Origin of the sequence: Amycolatopsis rubida (assembly GCF_900115345.1) — a bacterium.
Classification (GTDB): Bacteria; Actinomycetota; Actinomycetes; order Mycobacteriales; family Pseudonocardiaceae; genus Amycolatopsis; species Amycolatopsis rubida.
On sequence record NZ_FOWC01000032.1, the window covers coordinates 1 to 18,725 of the forward strand.

Sequence of the window (18,725 nt, forward strand, 5' to 3'; positions counted from 1 at the left end):
ACTCCACCCGGCTTCGCAGTGAAGCGACCAGTGCGCTCCCGGAGTTGCGGAAGGTCTCCGCGTTGTTGCCGCTCGCGAAGTCCGAAGCCGGCGACCGGGTCACCGCGACGACCCGCGCGACGCCGGAGGCCCTGGTGCCCTCGATCGCGTGTCCCTCGAACTGGCTCGCGACATGCTCCGTCCCCGCCGCATCGAACGAGTACCGCTTCCGCGGCGGCGGCGCCGCTCCGCGATCGTCGGTCATTCTCACGCCCTCCCCGCGCAGACCGGCTCCGGCCGACCTCTCGCCGGTCCGGACCGCTTGCGGCCTGTCCTCAGGATCCGCGTTCCGGTGCCAGGCGCTGCGGCGTTGCGCCGCCCGAGCGCGCCTGTCGGGGTGCCGACCGCCGACGGCGTCGGTCGCTTCCGATCCGGTCGGCGAGCAGCCGCCGCCTTGCGCGGGCGAGCGGGCCCCGCCCCATGCGCCGCACACCAGAGCCACCCGTTCCCAGGCCATCCCGCCTCCTCTTCGGATACGTCGTTGCGAGGCTACCCAGCGGGGAGGGAGGCGGGTTCTTCCCCGCCCGGCCTGTCGCGACGGCGCGCGAACCTCCGTCGCCGCGGTCGAGGAAGGGCAGGCGCAGCAGGCCGGCGCCAGGTCCGTCCGGGTCGGTGTCCGACATCGGGACCGGTCCGGGCGGCAGAGGCGAGCAGATCTGCCGGAACCCCCGTCCGCTCCGCCGCTCGCGCCGGATGATGTGCACCGCCAGCACCGCCAGCACCGCCAGCACCGCCGCGACCGCGACTGCGAGGCCGCCGGCCGCGGCGATCAGCACCAGGACGATCACGCCGGTGCCACGCGCAGCGTCCGCACCGGGCGGATGAAAAGACAGCACCGGACTTTGAGCCGCTGCCAGGACAGCGGCACGATCCCGACGGCCTCGCCCCTGATCACGGCGGCCTGTCCCGCAACGGCGCCGGCCGCGGCGCGCGGCCGCTGTCACGCGCGGCGGCTGCCGGTCTGCGAGGGCCCGGTCATCGTTTTTTCGCTACTCCGGCCACGATGACGGACTCGCTGGGATCCCCGAAGCCGATGTCGGGTTCCCCGGGACGCTGTTCTTCGGGGTGCCACTGGGGCGTCCAGGTCAATCCCGGAGGGATGAGGTCGAAGTCGCCGAAAAATTCCTGTATTTCGCGCTGTGTGCGCCAGACGACCGGGCTGCTTCTCTCGTCGTACATCCGCTTGAGCCGCGCGAGCCGGTCGCGGTATGCCGCCGGCACTCCTTCGTCGGTGACGTGGGAGATCGCGAGGTAGGAGCCGGAGGCCGCGAGTTCGCGGTAGCGGGCGACGGCCGCGGGGCCGACGTCGCCGGTGCCGCCGCTGCGGGCCGACGCGGGCTGCTGGACGTGCAGGACGGCGATCAGCAGGATCGCCGTCGGCTTGTCCAGGTCCAGGACCCCGGTTTTCGCGGCTTGCTCCCAGAGCCGGTCGGGCGAGCGCAGATCGGCGTGGATCGCCGCGTGGCGGCGGGGGTCTCCGCGTTGTTCGAGCAGGTCCTGGGAATGCGCGACCGCGATCGGGTCGTAGTCGGCGTAGACCACCCGGGTTTCCCCGGGCCTGACCTCGTCGGCGACCTCGTGTGCGTGGCGCATCGTGGGCAGGCCCGATCCGATGTCGACGAACTGGGTGACGCCTTTCCCGACGAGGTGGCGCACCACGCGGTGCAGGAACACCCGGTTGGCCTTGGCGATCTGCCGCAGTTCCGGGAATTCGCCGAGAACGGCGTCGCCGAAATCGCGGTCGACCGTCCAGGACGCGTCGCCGTCGAGGTAATAGTCGTAGACGCGGGCGACGCTGGGCCTCTCCAGATCGATGCCGGGCGGCGGATAATCGTCGGGCTCCCGGTCCTCGCCGGCCACTGGTGTCTCCTTCCCCGGATGGAGCAAAACCGTGTCCTTCACCGAAGGTAGTTCATGCGTGACGGAATGAGATAGACGGCACATGGTCGAAGTTACTGCCCCCTGTCCGGGTTGCGCGCGGCCGCCCGCTCATACCGGCGGTGCAGCTCCTCGAGAGTGGCCTCGGCGGTGTGGGCGACGGATTCGAGGGCCTTCCACGCTTTGCGGGGACGGCCCAGGTCGCGCTGGGCTGTCCAGGCGACGCCGCCGAGGTACTCGCTGTAGGCCCGTTCGGCAGGGCTGCCGGGAAAACGCATGAGCACGAAATTGTGCTCGGTGTAGCCGTTCCCGGGCCGCGGGACGAGCCGGAGGACGATGTTGTCCCTGCCCGCGAGGCCGATCATGTGCCCGAGCTGGTCCCGCTCGATGTCGGGATGCAGCGCGTCCAGCTTGTCCAGCGCCGATTCGCCGAGAAGAAAGACGAACCGCTTGCCGGTCTCGTCCAGCAGCTTCTGCCGTTGCCCGCGGATTCTCATCCGGTCGAACATGACGGTGCCGCGGCGGGCTCCGTCGAACACCGCGAGCATGTAGTGCTCCGACTGGAGCAGGCCGTGAACGTTCTCGCCGCTCCAGGCCCGGACCACGGCCGCCTCCCGCTCGCACTCGATGACGCGCGCGAACCACGACGGGACCGCCACGAAGTCGTCGCCGCAACGCCGCGCCGGGGCGTTCACCTCGTCCCACGCCCGCACCAGCTCCGTCGCCTCGGCCTCGGGCACGCGGTAGAGGTCCAGCAGCGCACGCAGGCCTTCGCGCGACACCGAGGTCCGGCCCTTCTCGATCTTGCTGACCGTCGCCTGGTTCCTGGCCAGCACCGCGGCGGCGGCGTGCTGGGTCAGCCCCGCCGCCGCGCGCGCGTCCTTCAAGGCACGGCCCAGGTCGCGCCGCACCGTCTCGTCGGTGCACGGCAGAGGCTCGCGCGCCATCACCGCGGCCACCGCCCCACGACCCCGTCGCCGGCGCGGGGACCGCCGCCGACGGCCGGGATCAGCTCGCCGCGCCCGCGCGGACCGCGTCCAGCAGCCCGTGCCATTCCCGCGCCGAGAACAGCAGAATCGGCGAGTCGGCCAGTTTGCTGTCGCGCACCCCGACGATTCCGGCGGCGGAGAGGTTGACCTCCACGCAGGTGCCGCCGTCCGGGCCGCTGAAACTCGACCGCCGCCATTGTTCCGGGTCGAACACCGCCGAGCGCGGTTGTGCGCCGTCGAATCGCATCGCTCCCCCTCAGAGCTCGCGTGTCGCTCTTCCGATCCCAGGATCGGTGTCGAATATGCGACATGCAAGCCCCCCGCGAATGGATCCCGTCCATGTTCACTCCAACGCGTGCAAACGATTCTGCCGAAACGTAGAGGGATGGGCCGGTGCCGCGCCCCCGCCTGCCCGCGGCACCGGCCCCGGTGCGGCCCCGCCCCGGAAGGGCCGGGCCGCACCGGTCTTCCCGGTTACGGGACCCGGCCCGGCAGCAGCGGTCCCGCCTCGCCGCGCAGGCCGCGCACGGCCAGCACGCAGAGAAGCCCGGTCACCGCCGTGCCCGCGCCCGAGAGCGGGAACGCCGCGCTCGCCCCGAGGGCTGCGGCGACCGCGCCCGCGCGCAGCGCCTCCGGCCAGCCGCCGACGACCATCCCGGCCACCTCCGGCCACGATCCCGCCGCCCGGCGGGGCGCCGGCCTGCGCCGCCGGCGCCGCGGCCCCCTCCCCGGGACGGGGAAGACGACGTCCGCGATCTGGATGCGCTTGAGCGCCGGGCCCGCCTCGCAGAACTCCACCACCACCGTGGTCGAACGGAAGCCGGCCGGCGGCTCCACAGTGGAGTGATCATGGGCAGGTCCTGCTGGCGCCGCGAAACGCTCACGGTCTACGCTCACAACCGTTGTCCTTTCAGCTGTCACGAGCGGGCAATGCAGGCGCGGCCCTCCCCGACACGGAGGGTCGCGCCGAATATTCTTCGCCGGTATTCTTTTACCGAATGCGAGAGGAACTGTTTCCCCCGCCGCGCAAGTCTGACACAAGACCAGCCGGGACCGTGAACCAGTACCGGAATCCGGCAACCGGGAAACACCTCCCCTGTCGCATATTCGACCTTGTGACACCATCGGCTGAAAATGGCTGGTCAGGGTGTGCATCGGTGCGTTTTTGCGGTATCGGAAACAGCGCTGGTCGCATATTCGACATCGCATTCCTTTCCATTTGATCCGGGTTCATCGGAGAACATTTGCGCAGGTTCTTTTTCCGCACAACCCGGACGGTCGCCGAGGCGTCCGGTGGTCGGCATTCTGCGGTCAACGGCGAACCGTGATCAGCCCGGCGCGTGCGGCGGACGTGTCGGGCGACGACGCGTTCCCCGCCCGGCACGCGCAAAGACGCAGCACCCGGGGCGGGAGGCGGTCGTGACCGGCCCGCCCGCCGGCGCCGCGCCGCATGTCCGCGGCCATCGCGAGATCCGCCGCGGCGAGCGCCCGTACCGCCCGCCGCACCCGGACACGGCCCCGACGATGTCGCCGCCGGGCGAGACGGCCGCGCCCCTCGACGCCGATGGACGCTCGCTCAGACGCTCTCGCCCCGGCCCGGACTGGTCGCGTGCGACGAACCAGCTCGCCGATCGCACCGGCTCTCGCCCTTCCGGTACTCCGTTCGGATGACTGCGGCTGTGCAGCTCGGCCTACGGCGCCCGCCGCACGGTCCGGGCCGAGGGCAGGATCGGCGGTCTCGACGCAGGGTCCGTGCGCCCAGGGCGAGGCGTCCGGGTCGCGCTGCGGGCCCGGCGGCTGCGGCTTGGCGGCCGCGGCATGCGACGGCTGCCGGGAACCGCTGATTGAACCAAACCGGGCCGCTGAGCGGGTACGGCAGCTGGACGCGGCTCGAGGCGCGACCGTCGCGGTCGGCGTCAACGACCACGAGACCGCCGAAGCGACCGTCGCGACGCCTCCGGGGCACAGCTCCGCAGACCCGTGCCACAGTGCGCTCGACGCGCTGGACGGCGCCGTCGGAAACTTTCAGGACCGCCCCGGGCGAGGGAGATGCCGTGAGCACAGGCGAAGAGCACCGGAACGTCCTCGGCGCGGCGTCCGGCCCAGTGGTGCACGCCGGCGTGGTCCACGGCGACGTCCATGTCCATTCGGGACGCGAGCGGCTTGGCGTTGCTCGCCGGGCCGGGCGGAGTCGGCAAGACCGCGCTGGCGGCGCGGTGGATCGGCGACCAGGCTGATCGGTTCCCCGACGGCCAGCTCTACGCCGACCTCGGCATCGTCGGCGCCGGCGGGTTGTCCGCCGCTTCCGCCGAAGTGCTGAACCAGTTCCTGCGAGCGCTCGGCGTGCCTGCCGCGCGGGTCCCGTCCGGGCTGCCCGAGATGACGGCGCTGTTCCGGTCGGTGACCGCGGAGAAGAAGCTGGCGGTGCTGGTCGACAACGCCGCCTCGGCCGCCCATGTCCGGCCGCTGATCCCGGCCTCCCGGCACTGCGTCGTGGTGGTGACCAGCCGGTGGCGGCTCGGTGTGCTCGCGATGGACGGGGGCCGCGTCCTGCTGGTCGATCCGCTGGACCCGGTGTCGGCAGTGGAGCTGCTGCGCGCCGCGCTCGGCGGCGACCGCGTCGCCGCCGAACCGGAGCCGGCCCGGGAACTCGCCGAGCTGTGCGGCGGGCTGCCGCTGGCGATGTGCGTCGCGGCCGCGCGCCTGTCGACGCGGCCGCGGTGGCCGATCGCGCGGATGGCGAACGCGCTCGCCGACGAGCGGACGCGGCTCCCCGCGCTCGCGGTCGCGAACGACGCCGTGCAGGCCAGCTTCGACCTCTCGGTCGCCGGCCTGGAGCCGGACCCGGCGCAGGCGTACCGGCTGACGGCGCTGCATCCCGGACCGGACTTCGGCATCGAGGAAGCGGCCGCCGCGCTCGACCGCCCGGCGGCGGAGGTCCAGGACGCGCTGGACACCCTCGTCGACGCCAGCCTGCTCGCCGACGCGGGCCCCGACCGGTACCGCTTCCACGACCTCGCGCGCCTGCACGCGCGCCTGCACGCCGAGGCGCACGAGAGCGAACCCGCCCGGACCGGCGCGGTGCGGCGCATGATCGCCTGGTACCTCGACACCGTGCTGGCCGCCGACCTGGCGATCTCCCCGCACCGGGCCCGGCTCGCCCCCGGCTACGGCCGCGTCCGCGAGCGTCCCGCACCGGGCCCGGCGGACGCGCTCGACCGGCTGGAACGGGAGCTGCCCAACATCGTGGCCGCGATGCAGACCGCGGTCGAGCAAGCCTGGTGGGACCCGGTCTGGCAGTTCTGCGAGGGCCTGTGGGGGCTTTTCCTCCACCGCAAGCACTACAGCCAGTGGGACCGGACCCACCAGTGGGGCATCGAGGCCGCCCGCCGCTGCGGCCACGCCCGCGCCGAATCCCGGCTGCACGTCCAGCTCGGCTACGCCCACCTCGACACCGGACGCTACGACACCGCCCGCGAACTCTTCGCCTCGTCGCTCGACCTCGCCCTCGCCGTCGACGACCGCAACGCCCAGGCACGCGCCTGGGAACACCTCGGACTCGTCGAGCAGAGCACCGGATCGCCCCAGCACGCCCTGGAGCACTACAGCCGGGCGCTCGCCGTCGCCGAAGACATCGAGCAACCGCGCAGCGTCGCGCTGCTGCAGCGCCGGATCGGAGAAGCCCTCCGCGACCTCGACCGGCCCGACGAAGCCGCGACGCACCTGGAACAGGCCGCTGAGACCGCCCGCGAGACCGGCGACGACGTGCTGCGGGCCCGGGCGCTGACCCGCCTCGGCGAGCTGCTCCCGGACGCCGCCCGTGCGCACGCCGTGCTGGCCGAGGCCGCGGACACCCTCGGACGCCACGGCGCGGCCGGATACCACGCCGAAGCACTGGAAGCGCTCGCCGAAGCCGACCTCGCCGCCGACCGCGTCGACGACGCCGACACCCACCTCGGGCAGGCACTGGCCATCTACGCCGCAGCGGAAGACCCGAAGGCCCGGCGGGCATCGGCACGACTCGCCGAGATCCGGAATGCCGGCCCCGACGCAGCCGACCGGTCCGTGCAGGTCCGCAAAGGCCCGGTGCGCCCGTGACGTCGTCGCGATCCCGGCAAGCCCGCCGCGACGATCACCCGATTGCACGTTGCAGCCCGCTCGGTCCTCCTGCCCGCATGAGCGAAAAACAGTCCATTCGCGGAGCGCCGGTGCCCCGCTCCCCGCAGGCGCGGTTACCGGCGCGGGCCGAATTCACCCGGCCGGTTCGTCGTCTGCCGGCGCCGCGTTCCGGCTGTGCCCGCAAGCGCGCCCGTGTTCTTGCCTTGCAACGGGGCCGGCGGTTCCCGGAGGGAGACCCCGGCCCCGGCCTCGGGCCGCGGGCAGAGCGACCGGAACACCCGTCGGCTCTGCCGCTCGCGCCGGATGTGCACCGCCAGCGCCGCCGCGATCGTGACAAGGGGAAGACCCTCCCCGGAGGACGGCTCGCTGACGGCGCCTTTCAGGATGAGGGCACGCGCGGATCGCGACCGCTCGGCGTCCGCGGCGCCGGTGCGGTTGGCTGCGCCCGGGCCTCTTATTGCCACGCGGCGCGCGCGGGGTCCCAGCTGCCTGCGGTTCTGGCGCCGGCCAGCACCTCGTCGAGGCAGTTGCCGCAGAACGCCAAGGCCGGCTCCAGCTCCCGGTACTGCGGCGGGTACTCCGCGAATGACCGTGCGGCACGGGGGAATCCGGCGCGCCACTGCGTGCTGGGCTCGGTCAACGCCGCGGGCAGCGTCATCCGCCGTCGTCCTGCCTCGCGGGCGAGGACTGTGGCCAGGCGGGCCGCGTCGAAGGCGAGGTCCGCGACGATCCGGACGATGTCGGCCAGATCGCGGTACCGGGTCGATGCGGCGTCGTCCGGGGCGTGGCGCTCGTAGAGTGCGCAGATCTTGTCGGCCAGATGGTGCTCGACCGGGGTGGTCGGCACGGCGGGAAGGTCCCGCAGGATCTCGTGGTCGATGACCGGCTTCAACCGCACCTGGTCGACCGGGGCGTCGAGGTGGCGGCGTGCGGTGAGGTCGATGCTGAAATTCTCGAACACCTGGCCTCCCAGCGTCGCGGTCGCCTTGATCTTGGCGGTGTCCGCGCCGTATCCGTACGGATCGGCTTCGCGATGGGAGGCGACCGAGTGCAGGCCGAACTCGAACGGGTCGCCGCGATGCGGTCGGGCCGCGAGTCGCCGGAGTTCGTCCAGGGCCTCCTCGGCGCTGTCCCAGGGGGTCTCGCGGGCGAGGTCGATGTCCTGGGTGAAGCGGCCGCCGCCGGTCCGGATGAGCAGTGCGTTGCCGCCGAGCAGCACCCACGGCGCGCCGGGTTCCCGGAAGACGCGGCCGAGGAATACCGAGAAGACGAACTGCTTGCGGACGGGGTCAGCCGCGACGCCGCGACGCTTCGCCTCGGCCCGGAGCCTGGCGTTCAGCGACCGCTGCAGCCTCGCCGCCTCGATCGCGGTCATCGGTTGCGCCATGGCCGGTCCTTCGCGCAGCGGTCTCGTCGGCGCGCAGTCTTTCACGAGCGACAGCCTCGAGCACGCCCGGCAGCCGTGCGACGGCCGCGTCCTGCACCTCCTGGCCGAACGCGTGCGGCGGCGGGGCCTCGGCGGCCAGTCGCCGCAGCGCCGCGGCGTCGGCGTCCGGCACCAGCTCGCGGAGCCGCGCGGCGAGAGCTATGGCGACGACATCGCGGACATGGGGTTCGATCGCCCGGACAACGGCATCCCTGGCTTCGGGAATCGCCAGGCCCAGCGTCCGGGCGTCCGGGCGATAGCCGGCGGCCTTCAACAGGCCGATGAGGAGCGCGTCGCCGTCGGAGACGCCGAACCGTTTCGCCGCAGGCCCGAGCGCCGCGGCCAGTGCGTCGGAAGCGCCCTCGTCGGAGGTGTACGCGTCGCGCACCACAGCGGCGAGGTGCCCGGAATCGGTCTCGGCGGCGGCCAGGTCGGCCACGGTTCGCGCCACCGTCGTGACCGGCAGGCCGTCGACCGTCGTGACGTCCCCGGCCGGCAGGTCGCGCTTGCGGTACCGGACGTCGTCGCGCGCGCTCTGCCGCCGCACCGCGGTGCTGAACTCGTGCACGGACGGCACGAGGTCGCCCAGCCGGTGCACCGCGGCCGCCGACTCGCCGGACACCACGGCCAGGGGCCGGCTGCCCGCGGGCCGGCTGCCGGTGGCCAGCCAGGCCGCGCGCACGCTCTGCACGGGCCCGCCGGGGGCCGAAGGCAGGGCGTAGACGCCGTGCAGCAGATGCTGCACGATGCCGGCGTCGGCCAGCCGCTTCACCTGCATCTTCGACACCCCCGCGGTTCGGGCCTGCGCAGCGGTCACCAACCCCTGCTGAGTCGACCCGACCAGCTCCAACGCTTCCAGTCCATCCACGGCACGCACCGCCATCACCTCCTCAATGCTTTAACAGTAACGCTCAGAGGTGACTTTCCAAGAACTTTGCTGGGCGTGCGGGCGTGCGGGCCGTCACACCTCGCTCCGTCGGCCCGCATGATCCCGCCAACACAGGGCCGGGACGGCGCAGAGCCCGAGCGATCGGCAATGCCTGATCGGGTGCCCGCCCGGTCACGCGTCCCTGCCCGCCGACGGCCGAAGCGTCGCGCAGCACGCACGGCATCGATCCGGTTCGCGACCTTCAGCGGCGAGCTTTCGACGCGGATCCGCTCGTCGGCGGCGGGTGCGCGGCCGCGCCGGGCCCGAGCAGGCGCGCGGGATAGCGGTAGCCCTGGTCGCCCTGGATGTGCTGGCGGGTCGCCCATTGCTCGCGCAGCCGGTGGACGCGGACGGCGTCGGGGACGGCGGAGTCGCGATGGGCGTTCAGCTGCTGCGTGTCGGCGAGCGGGCGCATGATCTCGGCGAGGCCGCGGAGGTTCTCGGCGATCTCCGGGTCGTGCGGATAGCGTTCGCGCAGGTCGGCGCCGTCGATGCGGTCGGTCCAGTCGCGAACGGCGCCGGCGTTGCGCAGCTCGGCGTCCCAGCCGGACTCGGCGCGGCGGACGCGTTCGGCGCGGGCCCACGGATGGTCCGACAGCAGCCATTCGTAGGCGTCGTCGGGCGAGGAGTCGAACGTCGAGAGGTCCGGGGCCGGGCCGGGGTCGAGCAGGTAGCCGCTGACCGGGCGTTCGACGTCGTAGGCGGTGTCGCCGGGCTGGAGATGGCGGGCGAACCAGGCGTCGAGGCCGGCGTGCAGGGGGGCGCAGCAGGTCCCGGTCGATTCCGTGGGCCAGCGCGGCGACCGTTGCCGCGGCGTCGGCCCATTTCCTCTGGGCCGACTGCTTCGTGATCCCGTCGGCGGTGTCGCCGATCGCCTCCCATGTGGTGTCGCGGGCGCGTTCGACGGCCACGGCGAGCGCGAGCAGGCGCTCCGCCTCCCTGGTCGCCAGCAGCGCCTCGTGCACATAGTCCCCGGGCCCGTGGTCCCGGCTCGTCGGCACCAGGTTCCGGGCGAAAATCCGACAGGCGGCGCGCGGCGTCGGCTTACAGCAGACGCGCCGCATCGGCCCCGCGCGGCTCACGCAACTCAGGCATGACGTCAGCCTAAAGCTGACCTGGTCGTCAGGCCATGGCTGACCCTGATCGGCGGAGGCCGCCTCCTGTGCAGGCCCGGAGGCCCCCGGGCGCACGCGCGACGCGGAATCCGCTATCCTTCCGGTCCACAGGGGCTGTCCTGAGTCCCAGCGACGACGTGCCGCACATGCGTTCCCGGCGGCGGCACCGAGCCGAAGCAGCCCGCGGGGCAGCAGGGGACGTTCCGACCCGTGCCGCGTGACGACGACTGTGTCCTCGCCCCCAGCCTGACGTCGGCCGAAGCCGGGACGGCCGCACGGTCAGGAGCCGCAGTGCCCACCTCGTCCTCCTCCTCGCGCCATCGGCGCAACCAGATCCTCGCCCGCCGCGCGCTGACGCTCGAACAGCACGAACGGGCCGTGGTCGACTACGCCCGCCACGGCGTCCTGCCCGCGACCCGTCCTTCGCTCTACGGCCGGTGCCAGCGGGACCTGGAGCACTACATCCTCGCCAGCCTCGGCCGGGGCGACCTCGCCGCCGCGACGGAATGGCCCGACGGGACGGTCCTGGGGATCCGCTCGGTCACGCCCCGACCGGACAGCCTGCTGATCGACGTCCACCCCGACGCGCTGCTGCCCGTGTTGCACAGCCTCCTGCCGGTCACCCGCTACCGCGACGCCGCAGCACTGGGCCGGGCCGTCCACGTCTGGCCCAACGGGACCCGGTCGGCGGCGAACGGCTACTTCGACACCGGTCTCGTCGACGAGGTCGTCGGCGTCCCGTGCCTGCGCGCGACGCCGACGAAAGCCGGACTGGCGCTGGCCATGCTCGACGAGGACGCCGAAGCGCCGGGCCGGGTCCTGCTGCGCGGCGTCACCGCCCGGCAATGGAGCCTTCTGGCCGCCGAATTCCTCGAGACCTACACCGATCGCGACGATCCCGACTGGCACCACATGCCGGACCGGATCCCTTTCCACGAGCTGATGCACCGGCAGCGCACCGGACAGGAACTGGCCCGCACCCGCAGCGCCGTCCGCGGCAGCGGAATACTCCGCCGCATCGGCCTGCTGCAGGGCCGCGACGTCCGCGCGATCGCGGTCGACATCGGCCGCGACCTCGCGACCGGCACGATCTTCGACACCGCCGGCTGGCCCGCGCGCCGCCCCGGCCAGATCGCCGTCCGCCTCGACCCCGGCTCCCGAGGCGATCCCGGCCCGCTGGCCTGGCTGCCGACCGCATCCGACGACGCCGGCGGCGTGCCCGAGGCGATCCCGAGCAAACCCCGCACCCTGCGGCCGCGACCGTCGAAAGACCGCGCTGCCCGCCCGGCGTAGCAGGACGAAAACCCCGCCGTGGCGACGAAGTGCCGCACTGTCTTTGCCGCGTCTCGATCCACGAATGCCCTCTCACCGACAGCAGGCGGGAGGCACTGGAAGAGCTGAGGGCCGCCTGGCAGAACACGGCCCCGGACGGAGCCGCCGACGCAGGAGCGGTGTGATCCCCCGCAGGCCGGGCGAGCACCGCAGCCGGACCGGCGACGGGCCCCGCCGCCCGGGCGCTCACGGGAATCGCACAGGACCAGGCGCTGAGCCGGCCGAGGGCTCCCCTCCGGAGCCGGCTCGCAGAGTCCGCACTCGTCCGTTGAGGACGGTCCCGAGAATGGGTAAGCTGCCAAGCGCAGTATTCCCCGCACCGGCGGGGGTCGTACAGCACACACTTTTGCGCGCAGGTTCGCGTGCGCTTCCCCGCGCGGGCGGGGGTTGTGGCCGGAGAAGAAATCCCGGCCGTATCCGGCAACCCTCCTGGAGCGCTGATGGCCAAGCTCTCGCTGACCACCCGCTATCGCCACGGCAGCCGCCGCCCTGCTCCGCGCGCGGCCCATTCGGCGAGCTCGAAGCAATGGCGCAGGAAGATCGCCGCCAGCCGGTTCGGCCCCCGCGAACAGCAGGCCCTGTTCGCCGGACTGCGCAAGGGCCTCTCCCTGACCCAGGCTGCGAAGCCGGTCGACATGACCGCCAACGCGGTCTACGGCCGCGCCCGGTGGGACGAGGAGTTCCGCGACCGGCTCGAAGCAGTCCTCGACGAGACCTGCCCCGGCGGCGAATGGTGCGGCACCGCGACCGGCGCGAAGAGAGGCGGCCACTGCCTCGCCTGCCGCCGCGCCCACCACCCTCCGCGCCAGTCGCGCTGAAAGACGCCCGTCCCGTGCCAGAAGGAAAAGACGAAGGAGCCGTCGTGCAGGGCATGACCGTGGAGGAAGCGCTGAGCGCCCGGATCGAGGGCTGGACGCGCAGCGTCGAGGTCTGCGTCGGCGACGACGCGGTGACCGTCCGCTGGAACTGCCAGTGGTCCCGGCAGGACGCCCTCGACCCCAACGCCTGGCACCTCCACCGCGGGACGTGCGCGTGGGCCGCGGTTCCGGGAGGCTTCCGCAGGAAGGTGCCGGACGACGGGCCCGGTACGCAGTGGTGGATGGCCTGGGTCGCGGATCGCGACCGCGTGCTGCGCATCGACGGGCTCGCCGACGACGACCTGGCCGCGGCCGTGGCCATCCTTGCCGATACCGCGCGCGCCGTCCGCATCCACGAGCGACTGGCCGCCCAGCGCCGGGAACAGACGCTGCGCGGGCTCGCCGAGGCCGCCGACGCATGGGACGACGCCGCGGGCAAGGGCCTGGTCGCCGAACGCGCCTGGTGGCGCCGCGAAGCGCGGATCCGCACCGCCGTGGCGATCGGCGAGTGCGCACCCGAGGAGATCCGCGACGCCGCCCGCGTCAAAGCAGACCAGATCGAACTCGCCCAGGCCTACGTGCGCGCCCACCCGGACAGATGCCCGGTGCCGCCCCTCACCCCCGACGAGCGGCCCCCCGAACCCGTGCCAGAAGCGCCCGCACCAGCCAGGTCGACCGCGTAGGACCGCGCCGACCTGCGCCCGACCGCGTAGGACCGCGTAGGACCGCGCCGACCTGCGCCCGACCGGTGACCGGCAGCATCGCCCGCGAGAAGGTCCGCCCTGAATCAGATCCGTCCCCCGTAATGGACGTGCGCGATAAACATGGCGCACGTGCGGGATGTCGAAAGTCGGTGCGCCGGCGACGGGCGGCGGGGTTCAGGCGGGATCCTCCGTGCTTGGCCGGAGGACGCGCCCATACCCGGCTAGGCCGCCGACGCAGCCCGCTCGGATATATCGCACAATCGCGCCGAGGCGCGGGAAGCGCCTCGTGCCGGTCAGGATTCCGGCGGCAGGGAGCGCGCGCCGTCGGCGGCCGCGGACAGGGTCGAGGGCCATCGTCCGACGATCGCGGTCCACGCGGCGCGCAGCGACACCCCTTGCGCCAGCACCACGTACGGCCGGTTCCCCCAGCGGGAGGCGACGACGGTGCCGACCCCGTCCGGTTCGTCCTGGGCCGGCGCTCCTCCGGGCAGGAAGCCCAGGGTGAAGGTGCCCTCGCCGCTGAAGACGTCGTCCTCGCAGCCGGCCCCGGTCCCTGCCCCATGCCCGAAGATCGTAAAGACCCGGCTCCCGCGGTGCGCGAGCGAGCTCTCCGACGCCGCATCGGGGCGCGATCGGCCGGATCGGACCGGGCGTCAGGTCTGGTCCGCGACCAGCCATCCGGGGTCGAGTTCGCTGTCCTCGTCGTGCTGGTCGGGATGTCCGGTGACGGCGATGACCCGGCGAAGCGGGATCCTCAGCGCGGCATGCCCGCCGAGCGGAGCGAACCGGATTTCGTTGCGTGCGGCGTCCAGGCCCACGAGGTCTCCGGCCAGGCGGTGTCTCGTCGTTGCCGGGCGTGGACCGGTCTCCACCTCGACCAGGACCGACGGACGGTGGATCTGGTCGAGGATGTCGTTCAGCACGGCGATCGCAGGTGCGGAGCCGGTGGTGTCGTCGGGAATCCAGGCGGTGCGGCCCTCGCACCAGGACCATGCCTGTTCGCGCGAGCCGTCGGCGACGTGCCCGGTCGACGGGCGCAGCCGGATCACGTTGCCGTGCACGGGCCGTCGTTCAGCGCGAGCACGGATCACGGTCCGGGTCGGGCGGGCACGGGCGCCGTCGGCCTCCGCGTCGCCGGGCAGATACGGGTATCTCGTGCGGAGCATCCGCAGCGCGTGCTCCGCGGCGCCGTCGGAACCGGGGCTGAGGACCGGGCCCGGGATGCTCTGCTGGCCGTGCCGCACGGAGGCGAGGTCGGCGGCGTGAGCGGCGGCGAAGGCGGGCACCGCGAGAACGACCGACCATGCCGGTTCCCAGCCCTGCATGCCGTAGTCGCCGATCAGCCGACGGCGCCCGGCGGGCACGGCGGGGCCGATCTGGTCGTACTGGGACAGGTAGGCCAGTTCCCGGTCTCCTCTCCGGGTGAGCGGCCAGCTGGCGACCAGGATCAGCTGGTGATCGTCGGAGCGCTCGGGCTCCGGTGCGCGGTATTCCGTCTCGAGTATCCCGACCCACCCGGCGACGGTGTCGCGCCACAGGCGGTCGAATTCGCGGTCGGCCCACGCACCGGGCGAGCAGTCGCCGAGGTAGGGTGTGCGCGCGGGCCGGGGCAGCAGCGACACGTCGCGCACGTGCTTCCCGCCCAAGTGCTCCCCGACGGCCACGAGCGCGAAGTCGAGACTTCCCCGCGCGCCGTCGCCGCGGCTGCGCGCGGCCTTCCAGGCCTCGATCGCCAGTCCTGCCAGCGGATAGCGCCGACCCCATCCGTCGGCGTCGGCGACGATCCGGGACAGCATCGAGGCTTGCCGCTGCATCGCCGGGTCGGCGACGGCCGCCTCGCAGGCCGCCGACACCGCGGCGGTGAGATCGGCCGCCGGGGCAGCCCGCCGGTAATCGCGGAGAAAACCGTCCCAGGCCGCGGAGATCTCGCTCCAGGCTTCGGCGAGGCGGGCCCGGTCCCCCGTGCATGCCGAGCCTGCCTCCAGCAGCTCCGCGACAGCGGAGTCGTCGTTGCGGGGCGCGGCGGCCAGCGCGGCGGCGTAGCCGGGCCAGGTTCGCGCGCGGGTCGAGGAGCGCATCCGCTCCAGTTCGGCGTGCGCGGACACGATCCGGGCGGCGACGTTCCACAGCGCGGCGACGTGCTGCGGAACCTCCAGCCGCGGCAGGCAGTGTTTGCACACCGTCGGCAGCGCCTCGATCAGCACGGCGGGCACGCCTTCGCCCGAGGGCGCGTGGCGGCAGCCCCGGGCGTAGTACGGCACTTTCTCCGGCACCGGGACGTGCCGCTTCCCGCCGCCGGCAGCCGACAGCGGAACCGAGACGCTCTCGACGTCGGGCAAGGTCAGACTCGCCGCACGAAGAGCGTCGACGGTCAACAACGGAAGCCCCGTCCGCTCGTACTGGTCGCTTCTCACCGTGCTCCCCGTCCTCGTGTCCGCGCCGACCATAGACGCCGCCACGATCGCCCGGACCGCCGACTTCGCCAGTGCGAAGCCAGGTCCGTGAACAGGTCGACGACCGCGACGCCCAGCGCATTCGCGATACGGGTGAGGTCGGCCTGAACGCCGCCGCGGTGCTTCCGCTTCGGGCGTGCCCGCTCGGTCAGCCGTCTGTCCCTGCACTGGGCGCCTGGGCCGAGGCGCGCCTGGAATGTCGTGGTCAGCCCCGCGATGCCTCGCGCAGCCAGGTCCACCGCGACTGGTCACGGCGGATCGCGGCGCGCACCAGCAGCCCGAGCACCGCCGGCCGAACCTGCGGATCGTTCCATCCGTGGATGGCCAGCAGCAGGTCCACCGCGCGTTCGCCGAGCTGATGCACCGCGGCGTGGTCGCGCCCCTGCAGCCGCGTCCCGCAGGAACGGCACCAGTAGGAGCGGTCGTGTTCCGGGCGGCGTTCGACGCGGATCCGGCAGTCGCGGTCCAGCGCCGGGACGACGTCGAGGATCGTGTTCCACGGTTCTTCTTCGCCGGCGGTCTCTCCGGCCGCGCGCAGCGCGATGAGGAGCCTTCCCGCGGAGCCGACGTCGTCGGGCCCCAGCCACGGACGCAGCATCCTCGTCCACTCCCGGGTCACCCCGTTCTCCCGCATCTGCCGGGACGGGTTGATCACGCCGTGCTCGTCCCAGACCGGTTCGTCGGCGTGCTCCCACACCTTGTAGCGCCGTTCGCGTTCGCGCTGCTCGTGTTCGCTCAGCACGACCGCCGCGGCGACGCGGCGGAGCACGCGGGCGCGGCGGCAGCGCAGGAACGTCCCCGGGAAGTGCCCGCCGTAGTCGGGGTCTTCCCGCAGCGGGCCCAGTGGCTGCACCTGGTAGACCGCGGCCGCCGGGGATCTGGTAGCGGCTGGCGTAGGCGGCGGCCACCGCCTCGTCGGCGGTGACGTACACCCACGCCGGGTCGTGCACCGCGTAGCGGGACAGGTACCGGACGGCGACGCCCAACTCGTCGGCGGGCACGAGCACGCTCCCCGTCGCCAGCCCCGGTGCGCCGCCGTGGAAGTACTGGCCGCCGATCGGGTCGGTCATCGCCTCAGGCCCGGTCCGCCAAGGCACGGTCCTGGCAGTCGGACAGAATGACAAAGCCGCGGTATCCCGGGTCGTCGGCGGTGTCGGCCACGACCTGGAAGTCGTGGCCGACGGCGGCGAGGAAGCTGCGGGCGAGCACGACTGAGGCCCAATTGCCGCCCATCCAGTACGCGTGCTTCCAGCCGTACTCCACCGCGTCGGACTGGACCGGCTCGAACTGCCCCTCCTGCTCGCCGGTGTCCCAGCCCGCCGAGGCCCACGCCATGCACGTGGTCCACAGCTGCTCGAAGTCGGTTGCGTCTACGGTGATCGTGACCTGCGGCATCGCCGTCCAGGACCGCCCTTCGCAATCGCGATGACAATGGAGGCCCAGTCTCGCATCCGGGACCGACAGAACCGGCGCGAGTCAGCGAACCCCAGCGGTGGGATGTCACCGGGTACGTCGACCGGCGCGGGTCCGGACGGTGCTCGACGAGACCGTGCCGCGGGCTGGCCGCCATCAGGGAGCGCATCCGGCAGCTGGAACGGAAGGCGCTGGACGCGCTCGGCCTCGCCGCCCTTCGTTCACCCGCCGCGTCTCGCATACCCGGAGGAAGGACCCGGCTACCCGACACGCGACGACGGCACCCCCGCTGCCGACTCCGTACGCGACCTCGCCGACGGCCGCAAACTATGGCGTACCGACCAGGGCATTTGGACCGACGAAGAACGAACCTGGCAGTGGCACGAGATGACCCGCGACTCCTGGGGCTGGGAAAAGCGGATGATGCCCTGCCGGGCGTAGCGCGGGGCTCGACACCTCCCTGCGACAACGACAACCGCCGCATCCCGGACGGCCTCAGAGCGGGATCACGCCGGTACGGCTGACACCGTCACGATCACCCGTTCCGCATACCAGTCGCTCAACGTCGGGTGCCTTCTCCGGCGAGTCGGGCCGACCAGCGCGTCCACCGCGGGACAGCAGTCGGCAGGCACTTCCCGGAGCGGATCTCCGTGCGCGGTGGCGGGCCGTCGCGAGGCAGGGAACCCCCGACGGAGCTCGCGACCCCCGTTCGCGGGCGATGTCATTGTCGGGGACGCGGTCGGGTCTGGTGCACTTGCCCGGGCTCGCGCACGGTGTCGGGCAGCAGGCCCTTCAGCAATTCGCCGGAGTCCATTCCCAGTGCGTGCGCCGCGCCCAGCAGTTGGGGCAGCTCGGCCCGGGTGCGCGTACCTCGCTCGAAATCGCTCCACCACGTGACCGACACGCCCGCCAGGTAGGACGCGTCCTCCTGCGACAGCTTAAGCAACTCTCGTCGCGCTCGGGCGCGACGGCCGACCTCGCGGGCGGCCCACTCGGCGGTCAAGACGATCCTCGGCACCCGGCGATGATCGGGCGGCAGGCCACGAAGAACCAGAGTCGTTCGCGGCATCGCGAACGGCTAGCTGCGTACCAACTTCAACGAACGTGGTGATAACCGTCATGGCTGCGGTGCTAAGGTACTGGTCGCATACGATGTCGAGGTAGAATTCGTGATTCCGTGAAGGTACTCACATAGACGTTGATTTGGCCCCGATCGGCCGATTGATCTTCGTCGAACGGTCTACCACGATCGTTGGTGCCACCCAGGCGGCGAGTTCCCCCGCTCGTCTCCGACAGCCCCTCGGCCGCGTCCCCCGGCTGCCGAGGGGCTGTCCTGTCCCGGCAGGCGACTGGAGACCGGCAATGACCACGGCCAGACGGCGGATGCTCACACCGGCGCTAGGAGCGGTGTGTCGCGAAGTGCCGCATGGCGTCGTCGCGCCAGAGCGTCGCGGTGAGCAGCGCTTTCGGGC

The 18,725-nt window shown here is 72.7% G+C and carries 17 protein-coding genes; 4 read left to right on the forward strand and 13 right to left on the reverse strand.

The window, feature by feature from the left end:
- The 6 genes from BM362_RS45750 to BM362_RS45775 all read right to left on the reverse strand — a co-directional run.
- Positions 1–244: hypothetical protein (locus BM362_RS45750; RefSeq protein ID WP_143132656.1), on the reverse strand; the 244-nt coding region annotated here is incomplete at its 3' end.
- Between the two features lie 70 nt (positions 245–314).
- Positions 315–827: a hypothetical protein gene (locus tag BM362_RS45755; RefSeq protein ID WP_093577384.1), complete on the reverse strand. Its 513-nt coding sequence runs from the start codon at positions 825–827 to the stop codon at positions 315–317.
- A gap of 187 nt (positions 828–1,014) precedes the next feature.
- Positions 1,015–1,899 carry an SAM-dependent methyltransferase gene (locus tag BM362_RS45760; RefSeq protein ID WP_244287499.1) on the reverse strand — a complete coding sequence of 295 codons (885 nt, stop codon included), beginning with the start codon at positions 1,897–1,899 and terminating at the stop codon, positions 1,015–1,017.
- A 92-nt stretch (positions 1,900–1,991) separates the two neighbouring features.
- The gene (locus BM362_RS45765; protein WP_143132657.1) at positions 1,992–2,864 is read right to left on the reverse strand and encodes a helix-turn-helix domain-containing protein; all 873 of its coding nucleotides are present in this window, start codon (positions 2,862–2,864) and stop codon (positions 1,992–1,994) included.
- Positions 2,865–2,925: 61 nt separating this feature from the next.
- A complete protein-coding gene (locus tag BM362_RS45770; RefSeq protein ID WP_093577387.1) occupies positions 2,926–3,153 on the reverse strand; it encodes a DUF397 domain-containing protein in 228 nt (75 codons plus the stop codon).
- Between the two features lie 227 nt (positions 3,154–3,380).
- Complete coding sequence (locus BM362_RS45775; protein WP_143132658.1) at positions 3,381–3,803, reverse strand: hypothetical protein; 423 nt, start codon at positions 3,801–3,803, stop codon at positions 3,381–3,383.
- 1,242 nt (positions 3,804–5,045) lie between these two features.
- Between BM362_RS45775 and BM362_RS45780 the strand changes: the two genes are divergently transcribed.
- Entirely contained in the window at positions 5,046–7,004 is a 1,959-nt protein-coding gene (locus BM362_RS45780) for a tetratricopeptide repeat protein (protein ID WP_093577389.1), read from the forward strand.
- 475 nt (positions 7,005–7,479) lie between these two features.
- On the opposite strand, the gene BM362_RS45785 is transcribed toward BM362_RS45780, so the two are convergent.
- The 3 genes from BM362_RS45785 to BM362_RS45795 form a co-directional block, all read right to left on the reverse strand.
- Positions 7,480–8,412 carry a nucleotidyl transferase AbiEii/AbiGii toxin family protein gene (locus BM362_RS45785; RefSeq protein ID WP_093577390.1) on the reverse strand — a complete coding sequence of 311 codons (933 nt, stop codon included), beginning with the start codon at positions 8,410–8,412 and terminating at the stop codon, positions 7,480–7,482.
- Positions 8,315–9,328 carry a type IV toxin-antitoxin system AbiEi family antitoxin domain-containing protein gene (locus BM362_RS45790; protein WP_167545685.1) on the reverse strand — a complete coding sequence of 338 codons (1,014 nt, stop codon included), beginning with the start codon at positions 9,326–9,328 and terminating at the stop codon, positions 8,315–8,317. Before BM362_RS45790 ends, BM362_RS45785 begins: the two co-directional genes overlap by 98 nt.
- Positions 9,329–9,581: 253 nt before the next feature.
- Positions 9,582–10,346, reverse strand: a complete 765-nt coding sequence (locus tag BM362_RS45795) for a hypothetical protein (protein WP_093577392.1) — start codon at positions 10,344–10,346, stop codon at positions 9,582–9,584.
- 439 nt (positions 10,347–10,785) lie between these two features.
- Between BM362_RS45795 and BM362_RS45800 the strand changes: the two genes are divergently transcribed.
- The 3 genes from BM362_RS45800 to BM362_RS45810 all read left to right on the forward strand — a co-directional run bounded on the left by BM362_RS45800 (position 10,786) and on the right by BM362_RS45810 (position 13,366).
- Positions 10,786–11,787 carry a hypothetical protein gene (locus tag BM362_RS45800; RefSeq protein ID WP_093577393.1) on the forward strand — a complete coding sequence of 334 codons (1,002 nt, stop codon included), beginning with the start codon at positions 10,786–10,788 and terminating at the stop codon, positions 11,785–11,787.
- A gap of 479 nt (positions 11,788–12,266) precedes the next feature.
- On the forward strand, positions 12,267–12,644 hold the full coding sequence (locus BM362_RS45805; protein WP_093577394.1) for a hypothetical protein: 378 nt from the start codon (positions 12,267–12,269) through the stop codon (positions 12,642–12,644).
- A 53-nt stretch (positions 12,645–12,697) separates the two neighbouring features.
- Complete coding sequence (locus tag BM362_RS45810; RefSeq protein ID WP_093577395.1) at positions 12,698–13,366, forward strand: hypothetical protein; 669 nt, start codon at positions 12,698–12,700, stop codon at positions 13,364–13,366.
- A gap of 674 nt (positions 13,367–14,040) precedes the next feature.
- On the opposite strand, the gene BM362_RS45815 is transcribed toward BM362_RS45810, so the two are convergent.
- From BM362_RS45815 to BM362_RS45830, 4 genes are all read right to left on the reverse strand, one after another.
- Positions 14,041–15,801, reverse strand: a complete 1,761-nt coding sequence (locus BM362_RS45815; protein ID WP_143132660.1) for a hypothetical protein — start codon at positions 15,799–15,801, stop codon at positions 14,041–14,043.
- Positions 15,802–16,045: 244 nt separating this feature from the next.
- Positions 16,046–16,693 carry a hypothetical protein gene (locus BM362_RS45820; RefSeq protein WP_093577397.1) on the reverse strand — a complete coding sequence of 216 codons (648 nt, stop codon included), beginning with the start codon at positions 16,691–16,693 and terminating at the stop codon, positions 16,046–16,048.
- 221 nt (positions 16,694–16,914) lie between these two features.
- The gene (locus BM362_RS45825; RefSeq protein ID WP_093577398.1) at positions 16,915–17,235 is read right to left on the reverse strand and encodes a hypothetical protein; all 321 of its coding nucleotides are present in this window, start codon (positions 17,233–17,235) and stop codon (positions 16,915–16,917) included.
- A 739-nt stretch (positions 17,236–17,974) separates the two neighbouring features.
- Positions 17,975–18,271 (reverse strand): helix-turn-helix domain-containing protein, encoded by a 297-nt coding sequence (locus BM362_RS45830; protein WP_208865542.1) that lies wholly within the window; start codon positions 18,269–18,271, stop codon positions 17,975–17,977.
- Positions 18,272–18,725: the final 454 nt, after the last annotated feature.